General features: G+C 70.2%; 22 protein-coding genes. 10 read left to right on the top strand and 12 right to left on the bottom strand.

The window, feature by feature from the left end; translation table 11 throughout:
- The first annotated feature begins 117 nt into the window (after positions 1–117).
- The 5 genes from pip (at position 118) to MMF94_RS20055 (ending at position 5,580) form a co-directional block, all read left to right on the top strand.
- Positions 118–1,074, top strand: coding sequence for a prolyl aminopeptidase (pip, locus tag MMF94_RS20075; protein WP_241038638.1), 957 nt, complete (start codon positions 118–120; stop codon positions 1,072–1,074).
- Positions 1,075–1,087: 13 nt separating this feature from the next.
- A complete protein-coding gene (locus MMF94_RS20070) occupies positions 1,088–1,837 on the top strand; it encodes a hypothetical protein (RefSeq protein ID WP_241038637.1) in 750 nt (249 codons plus the stop codon).
- Positions 1,838–1,894: 57 nt separating this feature from the next.
- Positions 1,895–3,127, top strand: coding sequence for a class I SAM-dependent methyltransferase (locus MMF94_RS20065; RefSeq protein WP_241038636.1), 1,233 nt, complete (start codon positions 1,895–1,897; stop codon positions 3,125–3,127).
- Positions 3,128–3,350: 223 nt separating this feature from the next.
- Positions 3,351–4,634 (top strand): MFS transporter, encoded by a 1,284-nt coding sequence (locus MMF94_RS20060; RefSeq protein WP_241038634.1) that lies wholly within the window; start codon positions 3,351–3,353, stop codon positions 4,632–4,634.
- 115 nt (positions 4,635–4,749) lie between these two features.
- Complete coding sequence (locus tag MMF94_RS20055) at positions 4,750–5,580, top strand: SAM-dependent methyltransferase (protein ID WP_241038632.1); 831 nt, start codon at positions 4,750–4,752, stop codon at positions 5,578–5,580.
- Positions 5,581–5,586: 6 nt separating this feature from the next.
- Here MMF94_RS20055 and MMF94_RS20050 read toward each other — a convergent pair whose 3' ends face one another.
- Both MMF94_RS20050 and MMF94_RS20045 read right to left on the bottom strand, forming a co-directional pair.
- Entirely contained in the window at positions 5,587–6,489 is a 903-nt protein-coding gene (locus MMF94_RS20050; RefSeq protein ID WP_241038631.1) for a helix-turn-helix domain-containing protein, read from the bottom strand.
- 92 nt (positions 6,490–6,581) lie between these two features.
- Complete coding sequence (locus MMF94_RS20045; RefSeq protein ID WP_241038629.1) at positions 6,582–6,821, bottom strand: DUF397 domain-containing protein; 240 nt, start codon at positions 6,819–6,821, stop codon at positions 6,582–6,584.
- 245 nt (positions 6,822–7,066) lie between these two features.
- Between MMF94_RS20045 and MMF94_RS20040 the strand changes: the two genes are divergently transcribed.
- On the top strand, positions 7,067–7,306 hold the full coding sequence (locus tag MMF94_RS20040) for a hypothetical protein (protein WP_241038627.1): 240 nt from the start codon (positions 7,067–7,069) through the stop codon (positions 7,304–7,306).
- Positions 7,307–7,370: 64 nt separating this feature from the next.
- Here the strand turns inward: MMF94_RS20040 and MMF94_RS20035 are convergent, their stop codons facing one another.
- The 5 genes from MMF94_RS20035 to MMF94_RS20015 form a co-directional block, all read right to left on the bottom strand.
- A complete protein-coding gene (locus tag MMF94_RS20035; RefSeq protein ID WP_241038626.1) occupies positions 7,371–8,372 on the bottom strand; it encodes a carbohydrate ABC transporter permease in 1,002 nt (333 codons plus the stop codon).
- On the bottom strand, positions 8,369–9,256 hold the full coding sequence (locus MMF94_RS20030; protein ID WP_241038624.1) for a carbohydrate ABC transporter permease: 888 nt from the start codon (positions 9,254–9,256) through the stop codon (positions 8,369–8,371). Before MMF94_RS20030 ends, MMF94_RS20035 begins: the two co-directional genes overlap by 4 nt.
- A gap of 2 nt (positions 9,257–9,258) precedes the next feature.
- Positions 9,259–10,632 (bottom strand): ABC transporter substrate-binding protein, encoded by a 1,374-nt coding sequence (locus MMF94_RS20025; RefSeq protein ID WP_241038623.1) that lies wholly within the window; start codon positions 10,630–10,632, stop codon positions 9,259–9,261.
- Positions 10,633–10,634: 2 nt separating this feature from the next.
- A complete protein-coding gene (locus MMF94_RS20020; RefSeq protein ID WP_241038622.1) occupies positions 10,635–12,293 on the bottom strand; it encodes a glycoside hydrolase family 13 protein in 1,659 nt (552 codons plus the stop codon).
- 100 nt (positions 12,294–12,393) lie between these two features.
- On the bottom strand, positions 12,394–13,401 hold the full coding sequence (locus MMF94_RS20015; protein ID WP_241038621.1) for a LacI family DNA-binding transcriptional regulator: 1,008 nt from the start codon (positions 13,399–13,401) through the stop codon (positions 12,394–12,396).
- 209 nt (positions 13,402–13,610) lie between these two features.
- On the opposite strand from MMF94_RS20015, the gene MMF94_RS20010 reads away from it, so the two are divergent.
- Both MMF94_RS20010 and MMF94_RS20005 read left to right on the top strand, forming a co-directional pair.
- The gene (locus MMF94_RS20010; RefSeq protein WP_277398768.1) at positions 13,611–15,290 is read left to right on the top strand and encodes an AMP-binding protein; all 1,680 of its coding nucleotides are present in this window, start codon (positions 13,611–13,613) and stop codon (positions 15,288–15,290) included.
- A gap of 113 nt (positions 15,291–15,403) precedes the next feature.
- A complete protein-coding gene (locus MMF94_RS20005) occupies positions 15,404–16,414 on the top strand; it encodes an AraC family transcriptional regulator (RefSeq protein WP_241038619.1) in 1,011 nt (336 codons plus the stop codon).
- A gap of 52 nt (positions 16,415–16,466) precedes the next feature.
- Here MMF94_RS20005 and MMF94_RS20000 read toward each other — a convergent pair whose 3' ends face one another.
- Genes MMF94_RS20000 through MMF94_RS19980 form a run of 5 tightly spaced genes read right to left on the bottom strand, consistent with a single transcriptional unit; the run spans position 16,467 to position 21,254 of the window.
- Positions 16,467–17,030, bottom strand: a complete 564-nt coding sequence (locus MMF94_RS20000; RefSeq protein ID WP_241038618.1) for a class I SAM-dependent methyltransferase — start codon at positions 17,028–17,030, stop codon at positions 16,467–16,469.
- Positions 17,030–17,809, bottom strand: a complete 780-nt coding sequence (locus MMF94_RS19995) for an IclR family transcriptional regulator (RefSeq protein ID WP_379660371.1) — start codon at positions 17,807–17,809, stop codon at positions 17,030–17,032. Before MMF94_RS19995 ends, MMF94_RS20000 begins: the two co-directional genes overlap by 1 nt.
- Positions 17,810–17,866: 57 nt before the next feature.
- Positions 17,867–18,637, bottom strand: coding sequence for an enoyl-CoA hydratase/isomerase family protein (locus MMF94_RS19990; RefSeq protein WP_241038617.1), 771 nt, complete (start codon positions 18,635–18,637; stop codon positions 17,867–17,869).
- Positions 18,634–19,860, bottom strand: coding sequence for a CaiB/BaiF CoA transferase family protein (locus MMF94_RS19985; RefSeq protein ID WP_241038615.1), 1,227 nt, complete (start codon positions 19,858–19,860; stop codon positions 18,634–18,636). Before MMF94_RS19985 ends, MMF94_RS19990 begins: the two co-directional genes overlap by 4 nt.
- Before the next feature lie 2 nt (positions 19,861–19,862).
- The gene (locus MMF94_RS19980; protein ID WP_241038614.1) at positions 19,863–21,254 is read right to left on the bottom strand and encodes an SLC13 family permease; all 1,392 of its coding nucleotides are present in this window, start codon (positions 21,252–21,254) and stop codon (positions 19,863–19,865) included.
- Between the two features lie 214 nt (positions 21,255–21,468).
- Here MMF94_RS19980 and MMF94_RS19975 point away from each other — a divergent pair, with 214 nt between their 5' ends.
- Together MMF94_RS19975 and MMF94_RS19970 are read left to right on the top strand one after the other, a co-directional pair.
- Positions 21,469–22,638: a pyridoxal-phosphate-dependent aminotransferase family protein gene (locus tag MMF94_RS19975; RefSeq protein ID WP_241038611.1), complete on the top strand. Its 1,170-nt coding sequence runs from the start codon at positions 21,469–21,471 to the stop codon at positions 22,636–22,638.
- Positions 22,635–25,538: an FAD-binding and (Fe-S)-binding domain-containing protein gene (locus tag MMF94_RS19970; RefSeq protein WP_241038609.1), complete on the top strand. Its 2,904-nt coding sequence runs from the start codon at positions 22,635–22,637 to the stop codon at positions 25,536–25,538. Before MMF94_RS19975 ends, MMF94_RS19970 begins: the two co-directional genes overlap by 4 nt.
- The last annotated feature ends 61 nt before the right edge of the window (positions 25,539–25,599 follow it).

The following is a 25,599-nucleotide window of genomic DNA, read 5'->3' as shown; positions in this document are numbered from 1 at the left end:
ACGCAGCAGCGCGGGCATCGAGCAACGCGTTCCTCGGCGGCGACTTCCCGCCGCATTCGGGTGGATCTGGCGCAGCCGCCGGGGCGTCGTACGGTACGGCCGACAGAAGGGACGATCATGGCCGAGCCGTACCCACCGATCGAACCGTACGAACACGGGATGCTCGACGTCGGTGACGACAACCTCGTGTACTGGGAGACCTGCGGCAACCCGGAGGGCAAGCCTGCGCTGTGGGTGCACGGTGGCCCCGGCGGCGGCTCCACCGCCAACGCGCGCCGGAAGTTCGACCCCGCCCGATACCGCGCCGTGCTGTTCGACCAGCGCGCGTGCGGGCGCAGCCTCCCGCACGCGAGCGATCCGGCCACCGACATGTCGGTCAACACCATCGACCATCTGATCGCCGACATGGAACGGCTGCGCGAGCATCTCGGCATCGACCGCTGGCTGCTCTGCGGTGGTTCGTGGGGAAGCACGCTGGTCCTCGCGTACGCCGAGCGGTACCCGCACCGGGTGTCGGAGATCGTGCTCGTCAGCGTCACCACCACGCGGCGTTCGGAGATCGACTGGCTCTACCGCGGGGTCGGGCGCTTCTTCCCCGAGGAATGGGAACGGTTCCGGGACGGTGTGCCGGCGGCCGACCGCGACGGCGACCTCGTCGCCACCTACGCGCGCCTGCTGGAGCACCCGGACCCTCTCGTCCGGGAACAGGCCGCCCTCGACTGGAGCGCATGGGAGGACGCGGTCCTCTCCCTGGAACCGAACGGCAAACCCGCCCCGTTCAGCGACCGCCCGTCGGCCGACATGCTCGCCCTCGTCCGCATCTGCTCGCACTACTTCGCCAACGGCGCGTGGCTGGAGGAGGGCGCCATCCTCCGTGACGCCGGGCGGCTCGCCGGCATCCCCGCAGTCCTGATCCACGGGCGCCTCGATCTCAGTGGGCCACTCGACACCGCATGGGAACTCGCCAAGGCATGGCCGGACGCGCAGTTGCACGCGATCAGCGACTCCGGCCACAAGGGCAGCGACACCATGAGCGACCGCCTGCTCGGCGCTCTCGACGACTTCGCCCGATAGGCGGGGCGGCGGCGTGCTCGAACTGCTGAAGGTGCTCATCGAGACCGTGACCAGGGCACTGCCCGCGGCGGGTTCCGCGGCGCGGCAACGGCGACTGAACGAGATGGGCGCCGAGCTGTTCATGCTGTACGCCCAGCTCAACGAGGCGATGCTCTGCGCAGAGGACATCGTCCAGAACCTCCGGGCATACGTCAGCAGAATGACGCAGCACCTGGAACACGGGAACGATCCGTACGCCCTCACCGGCGGCACGTGGATCCGCGATGTCGTGCAGCAACAACGTTTCACGCTCGGCCGGATCGGCTCGACGATGAACCGGCTGAGCACGCAGCTGAACATCCTCGCGCCCGGATCCATCGCGCGGCTCGCGCCGCTGCTGCGTGGCAAGGCCAACGCGCTCGACAGCCTGTTGACCGTCATGTCGCGGGGCGGGTTCCCGATGATCGAGCCGTCGGCGGGCCAGCTCGCCCGGCTGCAGGAGCACGGCCACGACGACGCGGCGTTCGACGAGCTCGACGCCGTGCGGTCGGTGCTCGAGCGAGGGGCGGTGTCGACGCTGCAGCGCTGGGACGAGCCCGTCTACCGCGAGGTCGTCCGGTACCTGGAGCACGAACGCCCCGAGGAGCGCGTGCGCGAGATCCGCGCCCTCCTCGAAGAGATCAGGCAGGTGCTCGACAGCACCTTCTCGCTGCAGGACGTGCTGCTCAAGGTAGGAGACCGCCGGTTCCGGACAGACTACGACGGTGACCACTTCTGGGGATGAAGGTGACTCCCGCTAGTCTGCGGCGCGAAGGCCGCCGATCAGCACCTAGAGGTGAAAATGCTCGATCTGAGCGTCTCCGCCACTCCGGACGGAACCACGAAGCGCGGTGAGCTGGCCGCCTGCCCGTCCTGTTCCGCCCCGGCACCACCCGCGTTCATCCGGTTGACGGAGCTCCCGGTGCACGGCACCGCGGTCTTCGCCACCGCAGCCGAGGCCCGCGCCGTCACCACCGGGGACCAGGAGCTCGCCCTGTGCGGCACGTGCGGCGTCGTGTTCAACCGGGCCTTCGACATGTCCAAGCTGGACTACACCGGTGAGCACGAGGAGTCCCAGCACCTGTCTCCCCGCTTCGCCGCGTACGCCGCCGAGCTGAGTGAGCAGTGGGTGAAGCGCCACGATCTGCTCGACCGGCACGTCGTCGAGATCGGCTGCGGCGCGGGCGACTTCGCCGCCGAGCTGCTCCGCGCCGGGGTCGGGAGCGCCACCGGGATCGACCCGCACTTCGGCCCCGAGCGCGTTCCCGCCGACCTCGCACAGCGGCTGCGCGCGGTGCCCGCGTTCTACTCCCCCGAGATGGTGGAACCCGGCACCGCCGCGGTCGTCTGCCGGCACACGCTCGAGCACATCCCCGAGCTCGCCGTGTTCGGGGCGGACATCCTTCGTGGGATGCGCACCGCCGGCGTTCCCGTGCTGCTGGCCGAGGTGCCCGACCTGGGTCGCATCCTCACCGACGGCGCGTTCTGGGATCTGCAGTACGAGCACTGCTCCTACTTCACCCCCGCCACCCTCGGCGGCTACCTGAGCCGGCTGGGGTTCGACGTGCTCGAGGTGCGCACCACCTACACCGACCAGTACGTGGTGGCCGAGGCCGCGCCCGCGCACGGCGACACCGCCGGAGAACCCGGTCCGGCCGCCGAGCTGGACCGGCTGCACCAGCTCTGCGAGGGGTTCGCCACCCACACCATCGGGCGGATCACCCACTGGGGTTCGTGGCTCGACGACCGCCGCGCCGCAGGCGACACCGTCGTCGTCTGGGGCGGTGGGGCGAAGGGCCTCACCTTCCTCAACATGCTGCGCGAGCACGCCGACGCGGTGTCAGCGGTGGTCGACATCAACCCGGGCCTGCAGAACCACTACATCGGCGGGCTGGGGCTCCCGATCGTCGCGCCGCGCGATCTCGTGTCGGCACCGCCGCGAACGGTGCTGCTGATGAACCCCGTCTACGTCGACGAGGTGCGGGCCCTTCTCGACGAGCTCGGCCTGCAGGCCACAGAGCTCATCACCGTCTGACGCCCCTGGCTCCTCGGCACCTGCCGTGCGGCGGATCGTGGCGGCAACGCCACGGCCGCCGCACCGGATCGCCGAGCGAGCCGGCGCCCTCCGGGTGCCAAGCCCTCGCCGCCTCTACGACGGCGACGAAGGCAGTTCCGCGCCCAGCGTTATCGCGACTCGCGATGCCGACCAGCGCGTTCCTTCGTCGCGCCCGATGGCCCGGCGATCGCACGCTGGGGGCATGTCTCCTGGTCGCCGCTACGGCTTCGGATTCTGGTCCGTCGCCGCCGTGTTCCTGACGGTCATCGCATTCTCGACGGCCCCTGGCCCGCTCTACACGCTCTACCGTGAGCGGGACGGCTTCTCGGCGTTCGTCGTGACGATCGTCTACGCCGCCTACTCGGTCTGCGCGGTGGTCAGTCTCGTCCTCGCCGGGCACCTGTCCGACTCGCACGGCCGTCGGCGTGTGCTCGTGCCGGCGCTGCTCCTGGAGATCGTGGCAGCCGCGGTCTTCCTCTTCTGGCCTGCACTGCCCGGGCTGATCGTCGCGCGGTCCCTGACCGGACTCGGGATCGGCGCCTTCACCTCCACGGCGACGGCATGGCTGGGCGAGCTCCACGCAGGTCACCGTCCCCGCGCAACGAACCGCCGGGCCCAGGTGGTCGGTACCGCATCGAACGTGTGGGGCTTCGGCGTCGGGACGATGCTGTCGGGTGCCCTGGCCCAGTGGGCAGGCCATCCCTTGACCGTCCCGTACCTCGTGTTCGTCATCGCGCTGGTGGCCGGGCTTCTGCTCGTGCTCGCCGCTCCGGAGACCCGGGCTCCGATGACGCCGCGAACCCGCTACCGACCTCAGCGCGTGTCGGTGCCGCACCACGTCCGCGGCCGCTACCTGGCGGCAGCGACCGGCATGTTCGCCGTCTTCGCCGCGCTCGGCTTGTTCACCTCGGTCGCGCCGAGCTACCTGTCCGGCCCGCTCCACCATCCGTCGGTCGCCCTTGCCGGCGCCGTGACGTTCGTGGTCTTCACCTCCGCGGTCGCCGCGCAGCTGGCCACCTCGATGATCGGCATGCGCCGCCTGCTGACCACGGGAATCCCGATCCTCCTGGTCGGGCTGGCCCTGCTGGTGGCCGCGGTGTGGCTGCCCGTGCCGAGTCTCGCCGGCTTCCTCACCGGCGGGGTCGTCGCCGGACTGGGTGGCGGCATCCTGTTCCGGGGCAACCTCAGCACGGTCGTGACACTCGCCCCGGAGAACGCCCGTGCCGAGGCACTCGCCGGCCTGTTCGTGGCCGGCTATCTCGGCCTGACGATCCCGGTGATCGGTCTGGGTCTGCTGGTGCGCTACAGCACCCCGCAGGTCGGCCTGCTGGTGTTCGCGACGGCGCTCGCGCTCGCGGTCATCGCCACGGCGCCGACGCTGCTGTGCCGCACCGGCGCCGCCGACGAGCGGACGCCCGCCCCGCTTTTCTCCGAAGCCTCAGCATTCTCGCTGGCCACAGCCGTTCGAGACGGCGACGAGCGGTGATTTCAGGTATGCGAGGCTTCGGCACGGCCGTGTATGCAGATCGCTAGACTCCCCGAAGCGATCATCGCGATTGACATGAGGTCGTCGACGAGGCCGCCGTTGGAGGAGAACCGTGATGGCTGGCCGGGCAGACAGAACCGGCAACGCGAGCCTGTACAGCGTGCCGGACATCGATCGGACCAAGGCCTCGATCGCGCGTGTGTACGACTACATCCTCGGCGGCAAGGACCACTTCGAGGTCGACCGGCGGGCCACCGATGCGATGTACGCGGTGGATCCGAACGCCGGCCATCTCGCGAGGGACAACCGCAACTTCCTTCGCCGGGCGGTGCCCTACCTCGTGCGCGACGTCGGAATCCGGCAGATCATCGACATCGGCTCGGGTCTGCCCACCGTCGGCAACGTCCACGAGATCGCGCACCGCATCGACCGCAACATCCGCGTGGTCTACGTCGACAACGACCCGGTCGTGATCGTCCACGGACGAGCCCTGCTCAGCCGGGAGAACACCAGCACCGTGATCGCCGCCGACGCCCGCATCGCAGAGTCGATCTTCGACGATCCGGACGTCGCCGAACTCATCGACTTCGACGAGCCGCTCGCGGTCATCGCAGCGAGCGTCCTGCACCACCTGACCGACGACGACGTCTATCCGGCGGTGGAGGCGATCCGGGAACGGCTCTCCCCCGGCTCGCACATGTTGATCAGCCACTTCCTCGACGACGACGAGGATCGCGCGAAGGCACTCGAAAAGGCCTTCCTCGAAGGCGGCCTGGGCACAGGCCGCTTCCGCACGTGGGAAGACATGTACCGCATGTTCGAGGGGCTCGAGATGCTCGAGCCCGGCCTCGTGTACTGCAACGACTGGCACGCCGACAGGCTCACGCCCACCGACAGCGCCGTGCACACCCTGCTCGCCGCAGGTCTGGCCCGGAAGCCGGGCTGAGCCGGCTCAGTCGTCGAGGAGCTTCTTCCGCAGGATCGCCTTCGTCTCGGCCGGTGTCTCGGCCTGCACGCTCACCCGCTCCATGACAGCGAGGTAATCCTCGACCTCCGGGCGCTTGTCGAGGTAGATGGCGCTGTTGAGCTGCTCGAGGTAGACGACGTCGGGCAGGTCGGCCTCGGCGAACCGGAGAATCGTGAAGGGACCGCCCGCCGCGGCGTGGATACCGAACTCGAACGGGAGAACCTGCACGGTGACGTTCGGCAGCGAGGTCATCTCGAGCAGATGCTCGATCTGGTCGTGCATGACCCGCCGGGTGCCGAAGGGCCGGCTCAGCGCAGCCTCGTCGATCACGGCCCAGAGCTGGGGCGCCCCGGGCTCGGTGAGCATCTTCTGGCGGTTCATCCGCAGCCGCACCCGCCGGTCGATGTCGTCGGCGGACTCGTCCTGGTGGCCGACCAGGATGACGCTGCGCGCGTACTCCTCACTCTGCAGCAGGCCGGGCACGAACTGCACCTGGTAGGTGCGGATGACGCTGGCCGCCTGCTCGAGCCCGAGGTACGTCTCGAACCAGCTCGGCAGGAGGGCGCTGTCCTGGTGCCACCAGCCCCGCGAGTTGGCCCGCCGGGCCAGGCTGAGGTACTCCTCGCGCTCGCCGGCCTCGGTGACGCCGTAGAGCGAGAGGAGGTCGACGATGTCGCGTTCCTTGAAGCCGACCCTGCCCAGCTCCAGGCGGCTGATCTTGGCGTGGGAGGCCCGGATGGCGTCACCTGCGGCTTCGCGCGTGATGCCGTTGGCCTCGCGCAACCGCCGCAAGTGCGTGCCGAGGACGATGCGCAGGACGGTGGGCCCACCCTGCTGAATGGGATCGGGCGGACCCAGTGGAGATCGGCCTGTCGGCTCTGCTGGCACAGCTCACCTTTCACGACGAAACTGCATGATCCGGCCTTCCGTGATCGACGAGCATAGACCGTCCTCCTCGACCGTGACCGATCTCCTGTGGATCAAGCTATGAGGTCGTCGAACTCCCCGTCCTTGGCTCCTCGGATGAAGGCGGCGATCTCCGCCCGCGTGTAGAGGAGCGCGGGGCCTCGCGGGTCGCGCGAGTTGCGCACGGCGATGGTGCCGCAGTCGAGATGAGCGAGCTCTACGCAGTCGCCGTTGGGGTTGCTGGCCTGGCTCTTCCGCCAGGCGACGGAGCCGAGGAGATCAGCAGCGACGCTGCTCCCGTCGTGGTGGTGCATGTCCGACCCTCCGACTGGTTCGGGCCTCCCCAGCGCTTCCGCCGAGGAGCGTGCCTTGCAGATGCAATTGCAGATGCTGTTGCAGACAGCGTTGCAGATGCTGTTGCAGACACTCTTGCGAATGCAAGCGTGACGGTGCAAACTGATCTTGGACGACGTGCTCTCGGGCACATGCGGACGCAACTGTGTGCGGACGGGGGGCCGTGAACAGATCACACCAGCCGACGGCAGTCGGCGTGTTGTCGATGGCGACGACCGTCTCGGTCACCTGCGTCACCGACGGGCGCGCTCACGCCGTGCCGGACAGCGAACTCACTCAGGGCGTGGCCCACGACAGCGGCTACTACTCGGCGGTCTGCGGCCACATGGTCGCTGCTGCTCCGATGTGCGCCCCGGACGGCGAGCCCTGCCGCTCATGCAGCGACCTGTGGGACAGGCGCAACGCACGTCGCCGTCCCCAGCGGTCACGCTTCTTCTTCCGCTGATCGCCGCGAACCCCGCCCGAGCGCCCTTCGCGGGGCGATCGCGCCGGTCTCGCGGTGATCACCGCTAGCCCTTGAGCGCACCGCTGAGACCCGCACTGCGCAGGAACGTCCGCTGGAACACCAGGAACAACACCATCGGAATCAGCGCCGAGATCGTCAGCGCCGCGAGCAGCACGTCCAGCTCGGTCGAGCGCGCCAGGGTGGGCAGCCGCACGGAGAGCGGCTGGATGTCCGGGTCGGACAGCACGAGCAGCGGCCAGAGGAAGTCCTTCCAGGCCGAGATGAAGGCGAACACCGACACCACGCCGAGTATCGGGCGGGACATCGGCAGCAACACCGACCAGAAGACCCGGAACGGGCCCGCCCCGTCGATCCTGGCCGCGTCGAAGATCTCCTGCGGCAGGTTGTCGAAGAACCGCTTCGTGAGCAGCACGTTGAAGGCGTTCGCGCCGGCCGGTAGCCACACCGCCCAGAACGTGTTGATCAGCGAGACACCGAGCAGCGGTGGTTCGAGCACGGTGAGGTAGAGCGGTACGAGCAGCACGACCGCGGGGACGAACAGCGTGCTGAGCACCAGCCAGTACAGCACCGGCCCGTACCGGGGCCGCAGGATCGAGAGCGCGTAGCCGGCGGTGGTCGCGACGACCAGCTGCACGAACCATGAGCCCGAGGCGATGATCAGGCTGTTGGCGACGTGCAGGTCGATGTGCACCCGCGACCACGCGGTGGCCAGGTTCGCCCAGTCCACCCCGCTGGGGAACAGCGCCATCGGGCTGCGGAGGGTGTCCTGTGTGGTGCTGATCGAGGCCTTGACCAGCCACAGGATCGGCCCGAGCCCGATCACCAGCAACAGCACCAGAACCACCGTGTGAACGACCCCCAGCGCGACCCGCACCGAGGGCGTCCGACGCTCGGCGTCCGAGACGATCCCGCGCGGCGGCTGCTCGTCGGACCCTCGCAGCGCCCTCCGACCCGGCCTGCGGACGTGCCGGCGGGCAGCGGCGTCGGCAGCAACGGGCCGTGTGCCACTCGAGATCGCGGGCCGCGTGCTGGTCGGCGTGCTCATGAACTGCTCCAGGATCGGGTTAGCCAGAAGTAGAGGGCGGACAGCGCAGCCAGGAACACCGCGAGCATCAGGCTCAATGCGGTGGCCGCCCCGTAGTCGCCGCCGAGGCTGGAGCCGAAGGCGTAGTTGTAGATCAGCAGCAGCACGGTGAGCGTCGAGTTCGCCGGGCCGCCCCCGGTGAAGAGGAAGGGCTCGAGGAACACCTGCGAGGTCCCGATGATCTGCAGGATCAGGGTGACCAGCAGCACCCCGCGCAGTTGCGGCAGCGTGATGTGCCAGATCTTGCGCCAGATCGACGCGCCGTCGACGTCAGCGGCGTCGTACAGATCAGCGGGCACCCCGATCAGCGCGGCCAGATAGATGATCACCGTGCCACCGGCCGCCGCCCACGTGGCCTCCAGCACGAGGGACGGCATCGCGGTGGTGGCCGACTGCAGCCACTGGTGCGGGCCCAGGCCCACCCAGCCGAGGATGGTGTTGAACACCCCGTCGGGGCGGGCGTCGTAGAAGAACTTCCACATGAGCACGGCCACCACGGGCGGCACCACCACCGGCAGATAGGCGATGGCGCTGAACAGCCCGCGGTACCGGCGCACCTCGCTCATCAGCACGGCCAGCACCAGCGGGAGCGGGTAGCCGAACACGAGCGCGATGAGCGCGAACATGCCGGTGTTCTGCACCGCGGTCCAGAACAGCGGATCGCCCAGCACCGACTCGAAGTTCTCCAGGCCCACGAACTCCGGCGCGGTCACCAGGTTGGTCTGCTGCACGCTCATGACCGCTGCCCGGACGATCGGCAGCCACGAGAACACGCCGAAGATCACCAGCAGCGGCAGCAGGAAGACCAGCGTGCTCAGGCCACCGCGCCGGACCCAGGTGCGCATGCTCAGCCTCGGTCGATGATCGCCTGGACGTCGGAGTCGGCCGTGCGGAGCAGCGCGCCGATGTCGGCGCCCTGGTCGGTGAGCACGGCCTGCACGACGGAGTCCAGCACCGCGTACATCTCCTGGGTGCGCGCCGTGGGCTCACCGGCGAGGTCCTGGTCGAAGATCCCGTCGGAGAAGAAGCGCATCTGGTCGAGCGGCACGTTGACGTACTGCGTGATCCACTCGTTGTACTGGTCGAGCGTCGCCCGGTCGAAGACCGGCAGCTCCGGCAGGCCGACCGGCTGGTCGCTCTCGGCCAGCGTCTTCGCGTCGAGCACAGCGGCGTCCTGCTTCAAGTACTTGGCCATGTAGTAGAAGTCGATCCACTTCGCCCCGGCGGCCTGCTGCTCGGGCGAGGCCTTCACGTTCACCGCGGCGAGCGTGCCGCCGCCGAGCAGCCCGGCGGAGCCGCCCGGGGCGAGCGGCAGCACGGAGAGCCCGTAGTCGTCCGGGTTGATGTTGTTCTGCTGCACCAGCGACTCGTAGATGTCCGACCCGCCCATGATCATGCCGATCCGGCCCGCGGCGAACTCCTGGTTGATCGTTCCCCAGTCGTAGAGGAAGTTGCTCCCCATCGAGTTGTCCTGCCAGCGCATCTGACGCAGCCGCGTGAGCGCCTCCTGCGCCGCCGGGTTGTCGATCGTGGCCTCCACCTTGTCGCCGTCGGCCTCCTGCATCCGGCCGCCGAGGGCGTAGGTGAGCGAGGTCAGCATCCAGCCGCCCGTGTTCTCCTCGGTCATCTGCGCGTAGCCGGCCTGCCCCGTGCGCTCGGCGATCTGCTTGGCGTAGCTGCGCACCTCGTCCCATGTGGTCGGGGGCTTGTCCGGGTCGAGCCCGGCCTGGGTGAAGAGGGTGCGGTTGTAGTGCAGGCCGACGCCGTAGGCCGCCGTCGGCACGCCGAAGATCCCGCCGTCTGCGCTCTGCCCGGACCGCAGCACGGTCTCGTTGAACTTGTCGGCGTAGCCGAAGCCCTGGACGTACTGGGTGAGGTCGGCGAGCTGACCGCGCTCGATCAGCGCGCCGCCGTCGGTGAAGGGCACCGTGAAGACGGTGGGCAGGGTGCCCCCGGCGAGCTGCGCGGTGAACGTGGGGCCCGTCCACTCGTACTCCTGGCTGGTCACGTCGATGTCCGGGTTCGCGGCCTCGAACTGCCTCACCTGGTTCTCGAAGGCATCGAAGGCGGCCTGCTCGCTACCGGGCTTGAGGCTGACGACCGAGATCGCCGTCTTCCCACCGGCGCTCGGATCGTCGGTCGAGCCACTGCATGCGGCCAGGAGGCCTGCGACGACCAGCGCCGCCGATGCCACGGTCGCGGTCTTCCGGATGGACCTCATCGTCACTCCCTCTCGTTGCGCAGCCAGGCGGCCGTGTCGGTGGGTAGCTCGCCGTTCGGCAGCGGTGCGCTCGACAGCAGCACCGCGGTGTGCCCGGGGAGCGTCACCGGCCCGGGCGAGAGGTTCACGACGCAGGTGAACGACGGGCCGCGCCGGAACGCGAGCACTCCGTCTGCGGAGGACAGCCACTCCATCGGGCCGTCGCCCAGTCCGGGTTCGTCGCGGCGGATCCGCAGTGCGGCCCGGTACAGCGCGAGCATCGAGCCGGGGTCGGCCTCCTGTGCGGCGACGGTCAGCGCCGCCCACTCCGCAGGCTGCGGCAGCCACGTGGCCTGGGTGCCGGGCGGGGAGAATCCGAACGGCGGCCGGTCACCCGCCCATGGCAGCGGAACACGGCAGCCCTCCCGGCCGGGGTCACGGCCGCCGGAGCGCAGGTACATCGGGTCCTGCCGCAGCTCGTCGTCGAGTTGCTCGAACTCGGGCAGGCCGAGCTCGTCGCCCTGATAGATGTAGAGCGATCCGGGCAGTGCCGCCGACAGCAGCGCGGCCGCCCTCGCGCGCCGCACACCCAGCTCGGGGTCTGTAGGAGTGCCCGCCCGCTTGGCCGCGAACGAGAATCCCGACTCCGCACGGCCGTAGCGCGTGACCGGCCGCGTGACGTCGTGATTGGACAGCACCCAGGTGGCGGGCGCGCCCACCGGCGCGTGGGCGGCCAGCGTGGCGTCGATCGACTCGCGCAGCTGTGCGGCGTCCCAGGGGCGGGCGAGGAAGTCAAAGTTGAACGCCGTGTGCAGCTCGTCGGGTCGCAGGTAGCGCACGAACCGCTCGACGTCGGGCAGCCAGATCTCGCCGACCAGGATCCGGCGGCCGGGGTCCTCGTCGGCCGGGTACGAGTCGGCGATCTCCCGCCAGCCGCGGTAGATGTCGTGCAACTCGTCGCGATCGGTGTTGGGGTGCTCGCCCGGCCCCGGATCGGCCGGGATCTCCGGCAACGCCGGGTCCTTCACCAGCAGGGCAGCCGAGTCGATCCGCACACCCGCGACACCACGGTCGAACCAGAAGCGCAGCACGTCCTCGTGCTCGCGCCGGACGTCCGGGTGGCTCCAGTCCAGGTCCGGCTGCCCCGTGCTGAACAGGTGCAGATACCACTCACCCGGGGTGCCGTCGGCGTTCTTGGTGCGGGTCCAGGTGTCACCGGCGAACATCGACGGCCAGCGCGTCGGCATCTCGCCGCCACCCGGACCACAGCCGGGACGAAACCAGAACCGGGCCCGCTCCGGCGAGCCCGGCGCTGCTGCCAGCGCGGCCTGGAACCAGGGGTGCTGGTCGGACACGTGGTTCGGGACGACGTCGACGATCGTTCGGATGCCGACAGCCAGCGCGTCCCTGATCAGCTCCTCCGCCTCGGCGAGCGTGCCGAACGCGGGATCGATCGTGCGGTAGTCGGTGACGTCGTAGCCGCCGTCGGCCATCGGCGAGAGGTACCAGGGCGTGAACCAGATGGCGTCGACCCCGAGATCGCGCAGGTAGCCCAGGCGGGACCGGACGCCCGCCAGGTCTCCGACACCGTCGCCGTCGGCGTCGGCGAAGCTGCGGGGATAGATCTCGTAGATCACCGCATCGCGCCACCACTGCCCGTCGCGCGCAGCCCGTTCGTCCATGCGCCCCCGCTCGCATCACCCGATCGTGTGCGAGGACGGTAGCGATGGTCGTCAGAATCCAGCAAGAGTTCGACGATTTCGAGTCGATTTCTCTACATGATCAAGGCTTCACCGGCCCGGTCGAGGAGCGGACCACCAACTCCGGCTCGTACATCAGCTCGGCGGTGCCCACCGCGCTGCCCTCGATCTGGTGCACCAGCAGGTCGACGGCGGCCCGGCCCATCGCCTCGATGGGCTGGCGGATCGTGGTGAGCGCGGGGTCGACGCAGCTCATCAGCGCCGAGTCGTCGTAACCGATCACCGAGAGGTCGCCGGGCACCGACAGTCCGCGCCGGCGTGCCGCCCGGATGGCGCCGAGGGCGAGTGGGTCGCTCGCGCAGATGACCCCGGTGACGCCCCGGTCGAGCAGCCGCATCATCGAGGCCTGCCCGCTCTCCAGCGAGAACATCGCGTGCTCCACCAGCGCGGCCTGCTCGGCGTGACCGGCCCGTGCGGTGGCGGCGACGAACGCGGCGAGCTTGCGCTGCGAGGGAACGTGCGAGGCCGGCCCGAGTAGCAGTCCGATCCGCCGGTGACCCAGCGACACCAGGTGGCTGAACGCCTGCTCGACGGCCGCACCGTCGTCGCAGGACACCTGCGGGAGACCCAAGGCGTCGACGGCGGCGTTGGTGAGCACGGTGGGCAGCTTGCGCTGCAGCAGGAGCCGGTAGTGATCGTGCTTGGCGTCGGCCTCGGTGTAGAGGCCTCCGGCGAAGATCGCGCCGGACACCTGCTGCTGGAGCAGCAGGTCGACATACGCGGCCTCACTCACGCCGCCTGTGGAGCTCGTGCACAGCAGCGCGGTGAGGCCCTGCTGGGCCAGCGCACCGCCCACGACCTCGGCGAACGCCGGGAAGATCGGATTCTGCAGCTCGGGCAGGACCAGGCCGACCAGGCGGGCGCGTTCGCCGCGCAGGCTGGTGGGCCGCTCGTAGCCGAGCACGTCGAGCGCGGTGAGTACGGCGTCGCGGGTGGCCTCGGAGACACCGGGCTTGCCGTTGAGCACCCGGCTGACCGTGGCCTCGCTGACGCCGACCTTCTTCGCCACCACCGCCAGCCGCCGCGTCATGCCGCAACCCTAGCGCAGGGTCTTGCAAGATCTTGCAAGGCTTACGTGCCCTTGCAGACCGCGCCGGCGCCTGCCGGTCGCCGGGTTTCGCGCTGACGAGCCAAGAGTCCGCGCTTTCGGAACGGAATTCGGCCTGCCACTCCATCAGGCTGAGGAAGAAATTACCTTCTGAACAGCGCCGACAGTCAACAGGAGAGGAATTGATCCGAATGGGCGTGAATCGGGCAGGAACGTACACCCTGCGGGCTTCGACCGAATTAGCAAGGAAGTACCGAGCCGGCGGCAGGTGGCGGGATACCGGTCTCATCAACGATCTTCGAAAGTGGCGTGACGCCACGCCCGATGCGGTGGCGATCGACGCCTTCGGATCGGAGGGGCGGCGAACAACCGTCACCTACGGCGAGTACGCGCATCTGGTGGAGAGATTCGCCGGCGCGCTGTACGAGCTCGGCGTCAGGCCGGGACAGGTCGTCGCCATGCAGTTGCCGAACTGGTGGCAGTCCTGCGCCCTGCACCTGGCGGCAATCCGGCTTCGCGCGGTCGTCGCTCCCGTCATGACGACGATCCGGCGACGCGAGCTCGAACGGCTTCTCGCGCGGGTGGACGCCGAGGTATTCGTGACCATCGACGAGTGGGACGGGTTCGACCATGCCGAGATGGCGCGATCGGTCGCCCCGCATCTGCCCGGACTGCGCAAGCTGGTGGTCCTCGGCCGGGCCGAACCGGGCGCCGAGATCGAGTTCGGCGAGTTCTTCGAGAGCACGCCGTGGGAAGAGCGCCATCCCGTTGCGTTGGACGACGCGGAAGAGGATCCGGACGCCGTGTCCATCGTCCTTTTCACCTCGGGCACGTCGGGGCAGCCCAAAGGGGTCCTGGGAACCCAGAACACGTGGTACGCGGGCTCATCGGGACTGGCCGAGGCCGAGTCGATCACCGCGGCGGACGCCGTCTTCACCCCGCACAGCGCGATGTACAGCCTCGGAACCGTCTTCTCCCTTCACATCCCGCTGCAGACCGGCGCGCGTGCCGTGCTGCTCGACACCTGGTCGGGGGCAGCGGGCCTGGCGGTGCTCGAGCAGGCCCGGGTCGCGGTCATGATCGCCGCGCCCAGCTACCACGACCAGCTCGTGACCGCGGCGTCGGAGCGTCCGACGAGGTTGCCGTCGCTGCGGGTCATGGCCGCCACGGGCACGAAGATCCCCAGCCGGGTCGTGAAGAGCGTGATCGAGACCTTCGGACTCGGCCTGCGTTCGGAGTTCGGCATGACCGAGATCGGCTGTGCGACCATCACCAGGGCCGACGACCCCATCGACTGGACGCTGCAGAGCGACGGGCGCCCCTTCCCCGGCTACGAGATCGACCTCCGATCCGATGCGCCGGTCACTCCTGAGCGGCCGGGCCGGATCTTCGTCCGTGGGCCGGCGGTGTGCCTGGCCACCGTGCGAGGCGAGGACAACCAGCTGACCGTGATCAGGGAGCACGACGGCGGCTGGTACGACACCGGTGACCTCGCGACCTGGGACGGGCACGGTGGTATTCGCCTGATGGGAAGGGTCGCCGACCGGGTCGGCGGCGCGTTCATGATCCCGATCGCCGACGTGGAAGACCTCTTGTTGCAGCATCCGGCGGTCGACGACATCGCGGTGGTCGGCTACTTCGACGAGCACGGTGCCGAGCTTGCGTGCGCCGTGATCACTTTCCGGGGTGAGATCGCCCTGACCCTGGAGGAGCTGCGGGAGTACCTCAGCGCGCGGGGTATGACGGACTGGTATCTGCCGACCCGGCTCGAACGGCTGGACCGACTGCCGAGGAACTCGACCGGAAAGGTTCGCAAGGAACTGCTGAGAGCGTGGTTGAACGGTGCCGCGGACGCGCAGGATCTCTCCTGACGACCCTTGTAAGGGGATTGTAAGAACACCGCCCTGGATTAATTGATCACGCTCCCGCCACTATCACAAACACGAGGTGCCGGTTCAGTAGCGTGCGTGCGTAGCATGACATGGTGGCCGACAATGATCTGCTGGCTGGGGATGCGGCGGGGGAATCCTGGCAGCACACCACTGATTTCACTCAAGCCGAGATGTGGTGTGGGTCGGCGTTGTATCCGCACCAGCGGCTGTTCCAGCTGGATGATCCGAAGCAGTTCTTCCTCCGGCAGCGCATTGTCGACGCCGGCCCGATCACGATCAGCGACATCACCTTCGGCGCCGACGTACGAATGGACTGCGGCTCGTTCCACGGCACCTACCACGTCAACCTGCCGCTGTCCGGCCGGATCCAGTCCGAGCATCGGGGTACGCAGGTCGTGATCGATCCGACGCGGGCCGGTGTCTACATACCGGACGGCGATACGTCGCTGCCTCTATGGGGAGCCGGGAGCCGGCAGCTGTGTGTGAAGATCGACCGGCTCGCGGTGGAGGAGGCGCTGGCCGCCCAGGTGGAGTACGGGAGCGCGCCGGTCGACCAGCAGCTCCTGCTCTCACCCTCCTTGGACATCGCCAGGGGCGCCGGCCGTGACTGGGCCCAGCTGGTGCTGCTGCTGCGCGGGCAGCTGGCCAGGGACGACGGACTGGCCCGTGAGCCGCTGATCGCCCGGCCGCTGGTCGACGCGCTCATCCACGGCCTGCTCCTGGCCACCGACCACGGTGGGCGCGCGGCACTGGCGGAGGAACCGGTCGCAGCGGCCCCCGCAGCGATCCGGGCCGCCGTCGACCTCATTCACGCCCTGCCCGCAGAGCCGTGGACCACCGCCGGATTGGCCGGGCGCTGCTTCGTGAGCGTGCGCTCCCTGCAAGAGGGCTTCAAACGTCACCTGAACACCTCGCCGATGGCGTACCTGCGCGCGGTGCGGCTGCGGCACGCGCACGAGGAACTGCGCGCGGCCGACCCCGCCCTGGTCACGGTGACGTCGGTGGCCACCCGGTGGGGCTTCGCCAACCTGGGCAAGTTCGCCGCCGCGCACCACGCCCTCTACGGAGAGAACCCGCGCGAGACCCTCCGCCGAGCCAGATAGGCGCCGCCTCGCGATACGCCGGGGGCGGGCCGTCCTAGGCCCAGAGCGTGGATCAGCGGCGCGCGCGGAACCGGAACCGGTCGCCGTTGCTCTCCACCTCGGCGTCGCTGAACCCGGCGGCGGCGAGCCGGGAGGGCAGCACGTCCGGGTCGACGGGGTTGAAGATGTCGTCCACGTGCAGAGCCCGCCGGGGCGGGGTGTCCTCGCCGTCGGTGCCGAGCAGCACACCCCCCGGCCGCAGCACGCGGGCGATCTCGGCCAGCGCGCGGTCCTGACTTTCGGCGTCGGGAATGTGGTGCAGCATCGTGAAGCAGAACGCCGAGGAGAACCGGCCGTCCGGCAGCGGCATCGCCGTGGCATCGGCGGTGACCACGTCCACCGGCTTGCCGCTCATGCGTTCCCGCAGCGCCGACGCCAGTACCGGGTCGATCTCCACCGCGGTGACGCGCGGCGCGCGCTCCACGAGCAGATCCGTGACCAGGCCGGGGCCGGCGCCGATCTCCAGCACGTCCTCCCCGATCAGGAGGTCCTCACCCAGCACCCAGGGCAACAGGTCGTCGGCCACGAGCTGCGCCCACTCGGCGCTCGCGCACAGCCGCAGATGTTCCTCGTTCACTACGCCGTGACCCCCCGCCCGGCGAGCTGCCCTGCCAACGCCGCAGCCGCCTGTTGCAGCAGCGGAACGGTGCGCTCGACCACCGCCCACGTCACGCGGGTCTCCGGGCCCGACACGGACAGCGCGGTGGTGGAGCGCCCGCCGGGAACGGCGACGGCGACGCAGCGCACGCCCACTTCCTGTTCGGCGTCATCGACGGCGTAGCCCTGGTGACGGACGCGGTCGAGCTCGCGGGCGAGCCGATCGGGATCGGTGATGGTGTGGGGGGTCTGGGCAACCATGCCGGCGCGCATCAGCATGGCCTGCACCTGTGCGGGTGGGAGCTGCGCCAGCAGCACCTTCCCCACGCCGGTGCAGTGCACCGGCACCCGGCGGCCGACCTCGGTGAACATCCGCATCGAGTGCCGCGACGGGACCTGCGCCACGTAGACCACGGCGTCGCCGTCGAGCATCGCGAGGTTGGCGGTCTCGCCCGCCTGGTCCACCAGCTGGGCGAGCTGCGGGCGCGCCCACTCCCCCAGCATCCGGGACGCGGCCTCACCGAGCCCGATCAACCGCGGACCCAGTCCGTAGCGCCGGGACGGCAGCTGCCGGACGTACCCCGACGCCACGAGCGTGCGGACGATCCGGTGGATCGTGGGCAGCGGCAGCCCGGAGCGGACGGCGAGCTCGGAGAGCGCGACGTCGCCGCCGGCGTCCGCCATGTGCTCGAGCAGGGCGAACGCCCGGTCGAGGGACTGCACGCCGCCACTGCGGTCGGGTTGCGCCACACCAGCCATGGTTCTCCGGTTCAGGATCCGCCGAGTTGCGGGACCTGGCAGGTTATCCGCCAGGCGTCATTCCCCTTTCCACGTTGCACGCTCCTTGGCCCCGAAGGAGCGAACCGCGGCTTGGAAGTCGGCGCTGCCGTACACCCGCGCCACGATGTCGTCGCCGTTCGGGAGCCCGGCCCGGCGCAGCCTGACGAGCGACTGCTTCGTGGCCCACATGCTCAGCGGGGCGTGCGACGCCAGCGCGTCGACGGTCTCCGCGAGGGACGCGTCGAGGGCCGCGGTGTCGTCGGCGAGCTGGGTGACGAACCCCGCGGCGTGCACCTCCTCGGCGCTCAGCAGGCGGGCCCGCAGCAGCATGTCGAGAGTGCGCGCCGGGCCGAGATGCCCCAGCAGTAGGGCGTAGGTGTCCATCGACAGGCAGTTGCCCAGGGTGCGCGCCACCGGCACCCCGAACCGTGACGCAGCGGTGGCGATGCGGAGATCGCAGGCGGCGGCGAGGGCGAGGCCGCCACCGATGCAGTAGCCGTCGACAGCAGCAACGGTGGGCACGGTCGTGTCCTCCAGCCTGCGCACGACGCGGCTGATCCGCTCCTCGTACGCCACGCCGGCAGGCCCGTCGAAGCCCTCGAACTGGGCGATGTCGGTGCCCGACACGAATGCCCGGCCCCCGGCGCCACGCAGCACCAGCACTCTGACGTCGTCCTCCGCATCCGCCCGCTCGCAGGCGTCGTACAGGCCCTCGTACATGGCGAACGTCAGCGCGTTGTGCGACGCCGGCCGGTTGAAGGTGACGCGCAGGACGGGTCCGTCGCGGTCGACGAGCAAGTCACTCATGGCGCCATCGTCCCGAGCAGAGCATCCATCTCGGCGTCGGTGTACCCGACCTCACCGAGGACGGCGCGTGAGTCGGCCCCGAGCGCCGGGCCCGCACCGCCCCGCCGGGCCGGCGTGGCCGACAGCCGCATCGGCGAGCCGAGCTGGCGGACCGGGCCGGCATCGGGATGCTCGGCGTCCCAGAAGAAGTCTCGGCGCGAGAGGTGGGGATCGGTGAACACCTGGCCGTAGTCGTTGATCGGCGCGCACGGGACGCCGGCGAGGTCGAGCGCCGCGACGACGTCGGCGGCCGCCAGGGCCGTGGTGGCCTTCTCGATCTCGGTGACGAGCTCCGCGTGATGGGCGTGCCGGCCGTCCGAGTCGGCGTAGCGAGGGTCGGCGTGCAGGTGCGGCAGGTCGAGGGCCGCACAGAGCCCGTTCCAGGTCTTCGGCGTGATCGCGCCGACCGTCACCCAGCCGTCCGCGCACCGCACCGCCTGGTACGGCGCCTGCGCCTGGTGCGCGGAACCCAGCGGCCGCCCCACCTCCCCGGTGGCGAAGTACTTCCCGGCTTCCCACACCGCGAGCGACACGCCCGACTCCAGCAGCGAGACGTCGATCTGCTGGCCCCGGCCGTCGCCGTGCGGCTGGTCCCGGTGGTGCAGGGCGGCAGTGACCGCGAGTGCTGTGTAGAGCCCGCAGACGAGGTCGCAGATCGGCACGCCCACTTTCACCGGGTCGCCGTCCGGTGACCCGGTGATGCTCATGAGCCCGGAGCGCGCCTGAGCCATGATGTCGAGCCCCGGCAGCGCGGCCAGCGGCCCGTCCTGCCCGAAGCCGGACGCCGAGGCGTACACGAGTCCGGGGTTGAGCTCGGCGAGCTCGTCCGGTCCGAGTCCGAGGCGCCGCATCGCACCGGGCCGCAGGTTCTCCACGAGCACATCGGCGCCGGCCACCAGCCGCAGGAACGCCTCGCGTCCTGCCTCGGACTTCAGGTCCAGTGCCACCGACTCCTTGTTGCGGTTGAGCCGCGCGAACGGCGAGCTGTGCCGCGAGGAGTCGGAGCCCTCGAGGAACGGGCCGGTGGAACGGGTGGGGTCAGGGGCTGCCGGGTTCTCGACCTTGATGACCCGGGCGCCGAGGTCGGCGAGCTGCATGGTGGCGAAGGGCCCGGCCATGAAGACGCCGATCTCGAGCACCGTGACGCCGGCGAGCGACCCCTCGGACGCGGTCTCGTGCTGCATGCCTACAGCCAACCCGGCACCACCAACAGCAGCCACGTGACGGGCGGTGCGACCGCGACCATCGAGAAGCCCCACCGCATCAACCGGCGGTAGACGTAGTCGCGCCGGTCCTCCGGGGCGTTGGCCGTGACCAGCGCGCCCGAGGTGGAGAACGGGCTCGAGTCGACCACCGACGAGGAGATCGCCAGCGCGGTGATGAGACCGATCGCCCCCACCTCACCCGCGAGCAGGAACGGCACGGCCAGCGGGATCAGGGCGCCGAGGATGCCGGTGGTGGAGGCGAAAGCCGACACCGCGGCACCGATGTAGCAGACCACGAGCGCCGCGAGGAGCGGCACGCCGATCGCGGCGACCTGGTTGCCGAGGAAGTCGACGGTGCCGATGTCCTGCATGAGGTTGACGTAGGTGACGATTCCGCAGATCAGCAGCACCGTCGGCCAGGCGACCTGGGCCACCGCGCCCTTGTAGGTGTGCGGGGCGAGCAGCGAGAGCAGCACCGCGGCGGTGACGGCGAGCAGGCCCACGTCGAGCTGGAAGGCCAGCGCCCCGATGGCCACGCCGATCAGCGCGACGAGCGTGAGCGAGCGGTTCAGGTCGAGCGAGGTGACCGGCGGGTGCTCGCCGTCGGTGAAACTTGCCCCCGTGGTGCCCGAGGTGGTGGCCCGCGCGGCACCCGGCCCGTCGGATGCGCTCTCGCTGGTGCCGGGTTTGCGAAGGGCGACCGCCGCGGCGTCAGCGGTCGCGTCCGTGGCCTCGCCGCTGGTGTCCGCGACCCGGCCGAGGAGTTCGCGGCCGCCGAAGAGCAGGAACACGACGATGTTGAGCAGCACGTTGAACACGAGGCTGCCGAGGAACAGGATCAGCGGGCTGCCGGGCAGGTTGTTGTCCGCGACGACACCGTTGGTGATCACGCCGAAGATGCTGAGCGGGGAGAACCCACCGGCGCTGGCCCCGTTGATGATCGACAGGCCCATCAGCACCGGGTTGATCTTGTGGCGGACGGCGAAGCCCATGCCGACAGGGGCGATGATCGCGACCGCAGCGGGTACGACGGCACCGAACGCCGTGAGCAGAGCGGTGACGAAGAACATGATCCACGGGATCAGGGCGATCCGCCCGCCCACGCCCTTCATGGCCACGTGCACGAGCCAGTCGACGGTCCCGTTGGCGCGGGCGATCGCGAACAGGAACGTGACCCCTACGAGGATCACGAACAGGCTGCCCGGGAAACCGGCGAAGATCGCGTCGGCGACGTCGTCCGGACTCCCGGGGATCGCCAGCGTCCCGATGACGAGCGCGGCGACGAGCGAGATCGCGCCGAGGTTGATGGGGAGCACGGTGGCGAGGACGAACGCCGCCACCAGCGCGAGGATCGATATCACCTGGTAGGACATGCCACTTCCTCACGACAGGGACGACAATGTTCCGTAATGCGGAAGACGGTTTCCGTGTTGCAGTATGGTTCGGGTCACACTGCCAGGTCAAGGTCTGGCACGCACGATGAGCAGTGGTGGAGCGCGCACATCCGTCACACGACCTGTCGCCCCTGCCCGCGATGCGGTAGATGTCTTCCGCAAAGCGACAACGAGGACGCACCTGGAGGCATCGATGAGTCCGACCGGCGGGCGTCACTTCCTGCAGATCCCGGGCCCGACCAACGTGCCGGACCGGGTGCTGCGAGCGATGGCGGCACCCACGATCGACCACCGCGGCCCGGAGTTCGCCGAGCTCACGAAAGCCCTGCTGCCGGCGCTCGGCCCGGTGTTCGGCACCACGGCGCCGGTGGTGATCTACCCGTCGTCCGGCACGGGCGCCTGGGAGGCGGCCCTGGTCAACACGCTCAGCCCCGGCGACCGCGTGCTGATCGGCGAGACCGGCCAGTTCTCGACGCTGTGGGCCGAGCTCGCCGGACGGGTCGGGCTCGACGTCGAGGTGATCCCGGGCGACTGGCGCCGCGGCGTGGACCCTGCCGCCGTCGGCCAGCGGCTGGCCGCCGACCCCGAGCGCACGATCAAGGCCGTGTGCGTGGTGCACAACGAGACGTCCACCGGCGTCACGAGCCGGGTGCCCGAGGTCCGAGCCGCCATCGACGCCGCCGGGCACCCCGCCCTGCTGCTCGTCGACACGATCTCCTCGCTCGCCTCCATCGACTACCGGCACGACGAGTGGGGCGTGGACGTCACCGTCGCGGGCTCGCAGAAGGGCCTCATGCTGCCGCCCGGGCTGGGCTTCAACGCGGTGAGCGAGAAGGCCCTCGTCGCGTCGCGCTCGGCCGGGCTGCCGCGCAGCTACTGGGACTGGGCGCCGATTCTGGAGGCGAACGCCCGCGGGTTCTTTCCCTACACACCCGCCACCAACCTGCTCTACGGCCTGCGTGAGGCGCTCGCGATGCTCGCCGAAGAGGGCCTGCCCGCCGTGTTCGCCCGCCACCAGCGCCACGCCGCGGCCACCCGTGCCGCCGTGCGGACGTGGGGGCTCGAGGTGCTGTGCGCCGACGAACGGGAGTACTCCGGCTCGCTGACGGCGGTGCTGCTGCCCACCGGTCACGACGCCGACGCGGTGCGCCGGATCATCCTCGAGCGGTTCGACATGTCGCTCGGCACCGGGCTCGGGCGGCTCGCCGGCACGGTGTTCCGGATCGGGCACCTCGGCCACTTCAACGACCTGACGCTGGCCGGCACGCTGGCGGGCGTCCAGATGGGACTGCAGCTCGCCGGGGTGCCGATCAAGCCGGGCGGCCTCGACGCCGCGCTGGAGCACCTGCGGGACGCCGGATGACGACCACCGATTTCGCGCAGGCCCTCGCCCGGGAGATCGAGGGTGAGGTCTCCTTCGACGACTACACCCGCCACCTCTACTCGCGTGACGCGAGCATGTACTCGATCACGCCGCGCGGGGTGGTGGCCCCGCGGCACGCCGGCGACGTCGTGGCCGCGGTGACGCTGGCCGCCGAGCACGGGGTCGCCGTGCTGCCGCGCGGCGCGGGCACCAGCCTCGCCGGGCAGACGGTCGGCGACGCACTCGTGCTCGACTTCTCCCGGCACATGAGCACGATCCTCGACCTCGATCCCGAGGCCCGTACCGCACGCGTGCAGCCCGGGGTGGTGCAGGACCAGCTCAACCGCGCCGCGGGCGAGCACGGCCTGATGTTCGGCCCCGACACATCCACGTCCAACCGCGCCACGCTCGGCGGGATGATCGGCAACAACTCCGCAGGCAGCGGCTCGGTGCGCTACGGGATGACGATCGACCACGTCCGCACGCTCGACGTGGTGCTCTCGGACGCCACCACCGCGCACTTCGCCCCGGTCGACGGGGCCGAACGCGCGCGCCGCGCCGCCGCCACCACCTTGGAGGGGCGGCTCTACCGCGACCTGCCCGCACTGGTCGAGGAGTTCCGCGACCCGATCGCGAGCGGGTACCCGGGCTTCTGGCGCCGGTCGGGCGGATACCGGCTGGATCGGCTGGCAGCCGCTGCGAGCTCCGACCCCGCCACCTTCGACCTCGCCACGTTCGTGGTCGGTTCGGAGGGCACGCTCATGGTGGCCACGGAGGCGACCGTGGGCCTGGTGCCCAAGCCGAAGCACACCGTGATCGCGGTGGGCCACTTCCGCTCCACGCCCGCCGCGATCGCCGCCACGGAGGACGCGCTCAGCTGCGACCCGTCGGCCGTCGAGCTGATGGACCGCACGATCCTCGACCTCTCGCGGGAGCGCATCGAGTACGCCGCGCTGGGCACGATCCTGCAGGACGACCCCGACGCGCTGCTGTTCGTCTCCTTCACCGGTGACGACCCGGCGGAGCTCACCGGGCAGCTCGACCGGCTCACCGCCCTCTGGGAGCGCCACAACCACGGCTACCACACCCTTCGCGCCGAGACGCCCGCACAGCAGGGGGCACTACTCAAGGTCCGCAAGTCGGGCCTCGGGCTGCTGATGGCAGCGGGCACGGGCACGAACCGGCCGCTCGCGTTCGTCGAGGACACGGCGGTCGAACCCGCGCGGCTCGCCGAGTACACCGAACGCTTCGCGAAGGTGCTCGACCGGCACGAGCTGCGGGCCGGGTTCTACGGCCACTGCTCCGTGGGCTGCTTGCACATCCGCCCGTTCGTCGACCTGTCGCGGCCCGACGAGGTGCTGCGGATGCGCGCGGTGGCCGAGGAGATCCGCGACCTCGTCACGGAGTTCGGCGGCGTCAACTCCTCGGAGCACGGCGACGGGCTCGCCCGCAGCGAGTTCAACCGGTCGCTGTTCGGTGACGACCTCTACGAGGCGATGCGCCGTGTGAAGGGGATCTTCGACCCGGAGAACCGGCTCAACCCCGGCAAGATCGTCGACGCCCCGTCGATGACCGAGAACCTGCGCGACGCGGCGCTGACCCCGGCGCCCCTGCTGCGCACCGCGCTGGACTTCACGGTGGTGGCCGGCGGCTCGGGTGGCATGCGGGGCGCCGCCGACCGGTGCATGAACATCGGCGTGTGCCGCAAGAGCGACGCCGGCGTGATGTGCCCGTCGTACATGGCCACGCGCCGCGAGCACGACTCCACGCGCGGCCGGGCGAACGCCCTGGTCAAGGCGTTGTCGGAGCCGGACCCGCGAGTCGGGCTCACCGACCAAGGCCTGCACGACGCACTCGATCTGTGCCTGATGTGCAAGGCCTGCAAGAGCGAATGCCCGCTGTCGGTGGACATGGCCACGCTGAAGAGCGAGGCCCTGCACCAGGCGCACCAGGTGGAGGGCACGCCGCTGCGCTCCCGCGTCTTCGGCGCGATCCGACGGCTCAACCGGCTCGGCTCGGCCACCGCACCGCTGTCGAACCTGCCCGGCCGGGTCCCCGCGCTGCGCACGCTGATGGGTCGCACCCTCGGCATCGCGCCGCAGCGTCCCCTACCGGTGTTCGCCCGGCGAACCCTGCCGCGCTGGTTCCGGCGGCGACCTGCCGCAGCGCAGACGAACCGGGGCCCGCTCACCTTCCTCGCCGACTCGTTCACGAGCTTCACCGAGCCCGCGGTCGGGATGGCCGCGATCGAGCTGCTGGAACGCGCCGGCTGGGACGTGCGCCTCGAGGACTCCGGCTGCTGCGGACGCGCGGCATTCTCGAAGGGCCTGCTCGACCAGGCCAAACGTCAGGCGTCCGGTCTGGTCGATGCGCTCGGCGCGACGTCAGGGCCGATCGTGGGCGTGGAGCCGTCCTGCCTGCTGACGCTGAAGGACGAGCACCGCGCCCTGCTCGGCGACGACCCGCGCGTCGCAGACGTGGCGGGCCGCGCGCGGCTCGTCGACGAACTGCTGGTCGAAGCGATCGACAGCGGGGCCCTGAAGCTGCGGGAGGACGCCTGGCCCGCGGGGCAGCGCATCCTCTTCCACGGGCACTGCCACCAGAAGGCCGAGGTGGGCACCGCGGCCACGGTGGCGTTGCTGAAGCGGATCCCGGGGGCCGAGGTGGTCGAGCTCGACGCCGGGTGCTGCGGGATGGCGGGATCGTTCGGCTTCGAGGCCGAGCACTACGAGGTCTCGATGCAGGTCGGCGAGGACCGCCTGTTCCCAGCCGTGCGACGCGAACCCGACTCGACGGTGGTGGCGGCGACAGGCGTCTCGTGCCGCCAACAGATAGCCCACGGCACCACGCACAAAGCCCACCACCCGGTAGAACTCATCCGCGCAGCCCTAGCCCCCTGAGTTATGGAGCCGTAGAGCTGTCCGGGACGGCCTCCCGACAGCACTACGGCTCCACAGTCGT

Source organism: Pseudonocardia alaniniphila (assembly GCF_022524485.1).
Lineage (GTDB): Bacteria > Actinomycetota > Actinomycetes > Mycobacteriales > Pseudonocardiaceae > Pseudonocardia > Pseudonocardia alaniniphila.
The sequence above is the reverse complement of the archived record's forward strand: the minus strand, read 5'-3'. Positions and strand labels throughout refer to the sequence as shown.

What these genes read in the sequence shown, in the direction of transcription:
- pip (WP_241038638.1), top strand. Translation starts at nt 118, where the DNA reads ATGGCCGAGCCGTACCCACCGATCGAACCGTACGAACACGGGATGCTC.
- MMF94_RS20065 (WP_241038636.1), top strand. Translation starts at nt 1,895, where the DNA reads ATGCTCGATCTGAGCGTCTCCGCCACTCCGGACGGAACCACGAAGCGC.
- MMF94_RS20060 (WP_241038634.1), top strand. Translation starts at nt 3,351, where the DNA reads ATGTCTCCTGGTCGCCGCTACGGCTTCGGATTCTGGTCCGTCGCCGCC.
- MMF94_RS20055 (WP_241038632.1), top strand. Translation starts at nt 4,750, where the DNA reads ATGGCTGGCCGGGCAGACAGAACCGGCAACGCGAGCCTGTACAGCGTG.
- MMF94_RS20045 (WP_241038629.1), bottom strand. Translation starts at nt 6,821, where the DNA reads ATGCACCACCACGACGGGAGCAGCGTCGCTGCTGATCTCCTCGGCTCC.
- MMF94_RS20040 (WP_241038627.1), top strand. Translation starts at nt 7,067, where the DNA reads ATGGCGACGACCGTCTCGGTCACCTGCGTCACCGACGGGCGCGCTCAC.
- MMF94_RS20035 (WP_241038626.1), bottom strand. Translation starts at nt 8,372, where the DNA reads ATGAGCACGCCGACCAGCACGCGGCCCGCGATCTCGAGTGGCACACGG.
- MMF94_RS20030 (WP_241038624.1), bottom strand. Translation starts at nt 9,256, where the DNA reads ATGCGCACCTGGGTCCGGCGCGGTGGCCTGAGCACGCTGGTCTTCCTG.
- MMF94_RS20025 (WP_241038623.1), bottom strand. Translation starts at nt 10,632, where the DNA reads ATGAGGTCCATCCGGAAGACCGCGACCGTGGCATCGGCGGCGCTGGTC.
- MMF94_RS20020 (WP_241038622.1), bottom strand. Translation starts at nt 12,293, where the DNA reads ATGGACGAACGGGCTGCGCGCGACGGGCAGTGGTGGCGCGATGCGGTG.
- MMF94_RS20015 (WP_241038621.1), bottom strand. Translation starts at nt 13,401, where the DNA reads ATGACGCGGCGGCTGGCGGTGGTGGCGAAGAAGGTCGGCGTCAGCGAG.
- MMF94_RS20010 (WP_277398768.1), top strand. Translation starts at nt 13,611, where the DNA reads ATGGGCGTGAATCGGGCAGGAACGTACACCCTGCGGGCTTCGACCGAA.
- MMF94_RS19995 (WP_379660371.1), bottom strand. Translation starts at nt 17,809, where the DNA reads ATGGCTGGTGTGGCGCAACCCGACCGCAGTGGCGGCGTGCAGTCCCTC.
- MMF94_RS19990 (WP_241038617.1), bottom strand. Translation starts at nt 18,637, where the DNA reads ATGAGTGACTTGCTCGTCGACCGCGACGGACCCGTCCTGCGCGTCACC.
- MMF94_RS19985 (WP_241038615.1), bottom strand. Translation starts at nt 19,860, where the DNA reads ATGCAGCACGAGACCGCGTCCGAGGGGTCGCTCGCCGGCGTCACGGTG.
- MMF94_RS19980 (WP_241038614.1), bottom strand. Translation starts at nt 21,254, where the DNA reads ATGTCCTACCAGGTGATATCGATCCTCGCGCTGGTGGCGGCGTTCGTC.
- MMF94_RS19975 (WP_241038611.1), top strand. Translation starts at nt 21,469, where the DNA reads ATGAGTCCGACCGGCGGGCGTCACTTCCTGCAGATCCCGGGCCCGACC.
- MMF94_RS19970 (WP_241038609.1), top strand. Translation starts at nt 22,635, where the DNA reads ATGACGACCACCGATTTCGCGCAGGCCCTCGCCCGGGAGATCGAGGGT.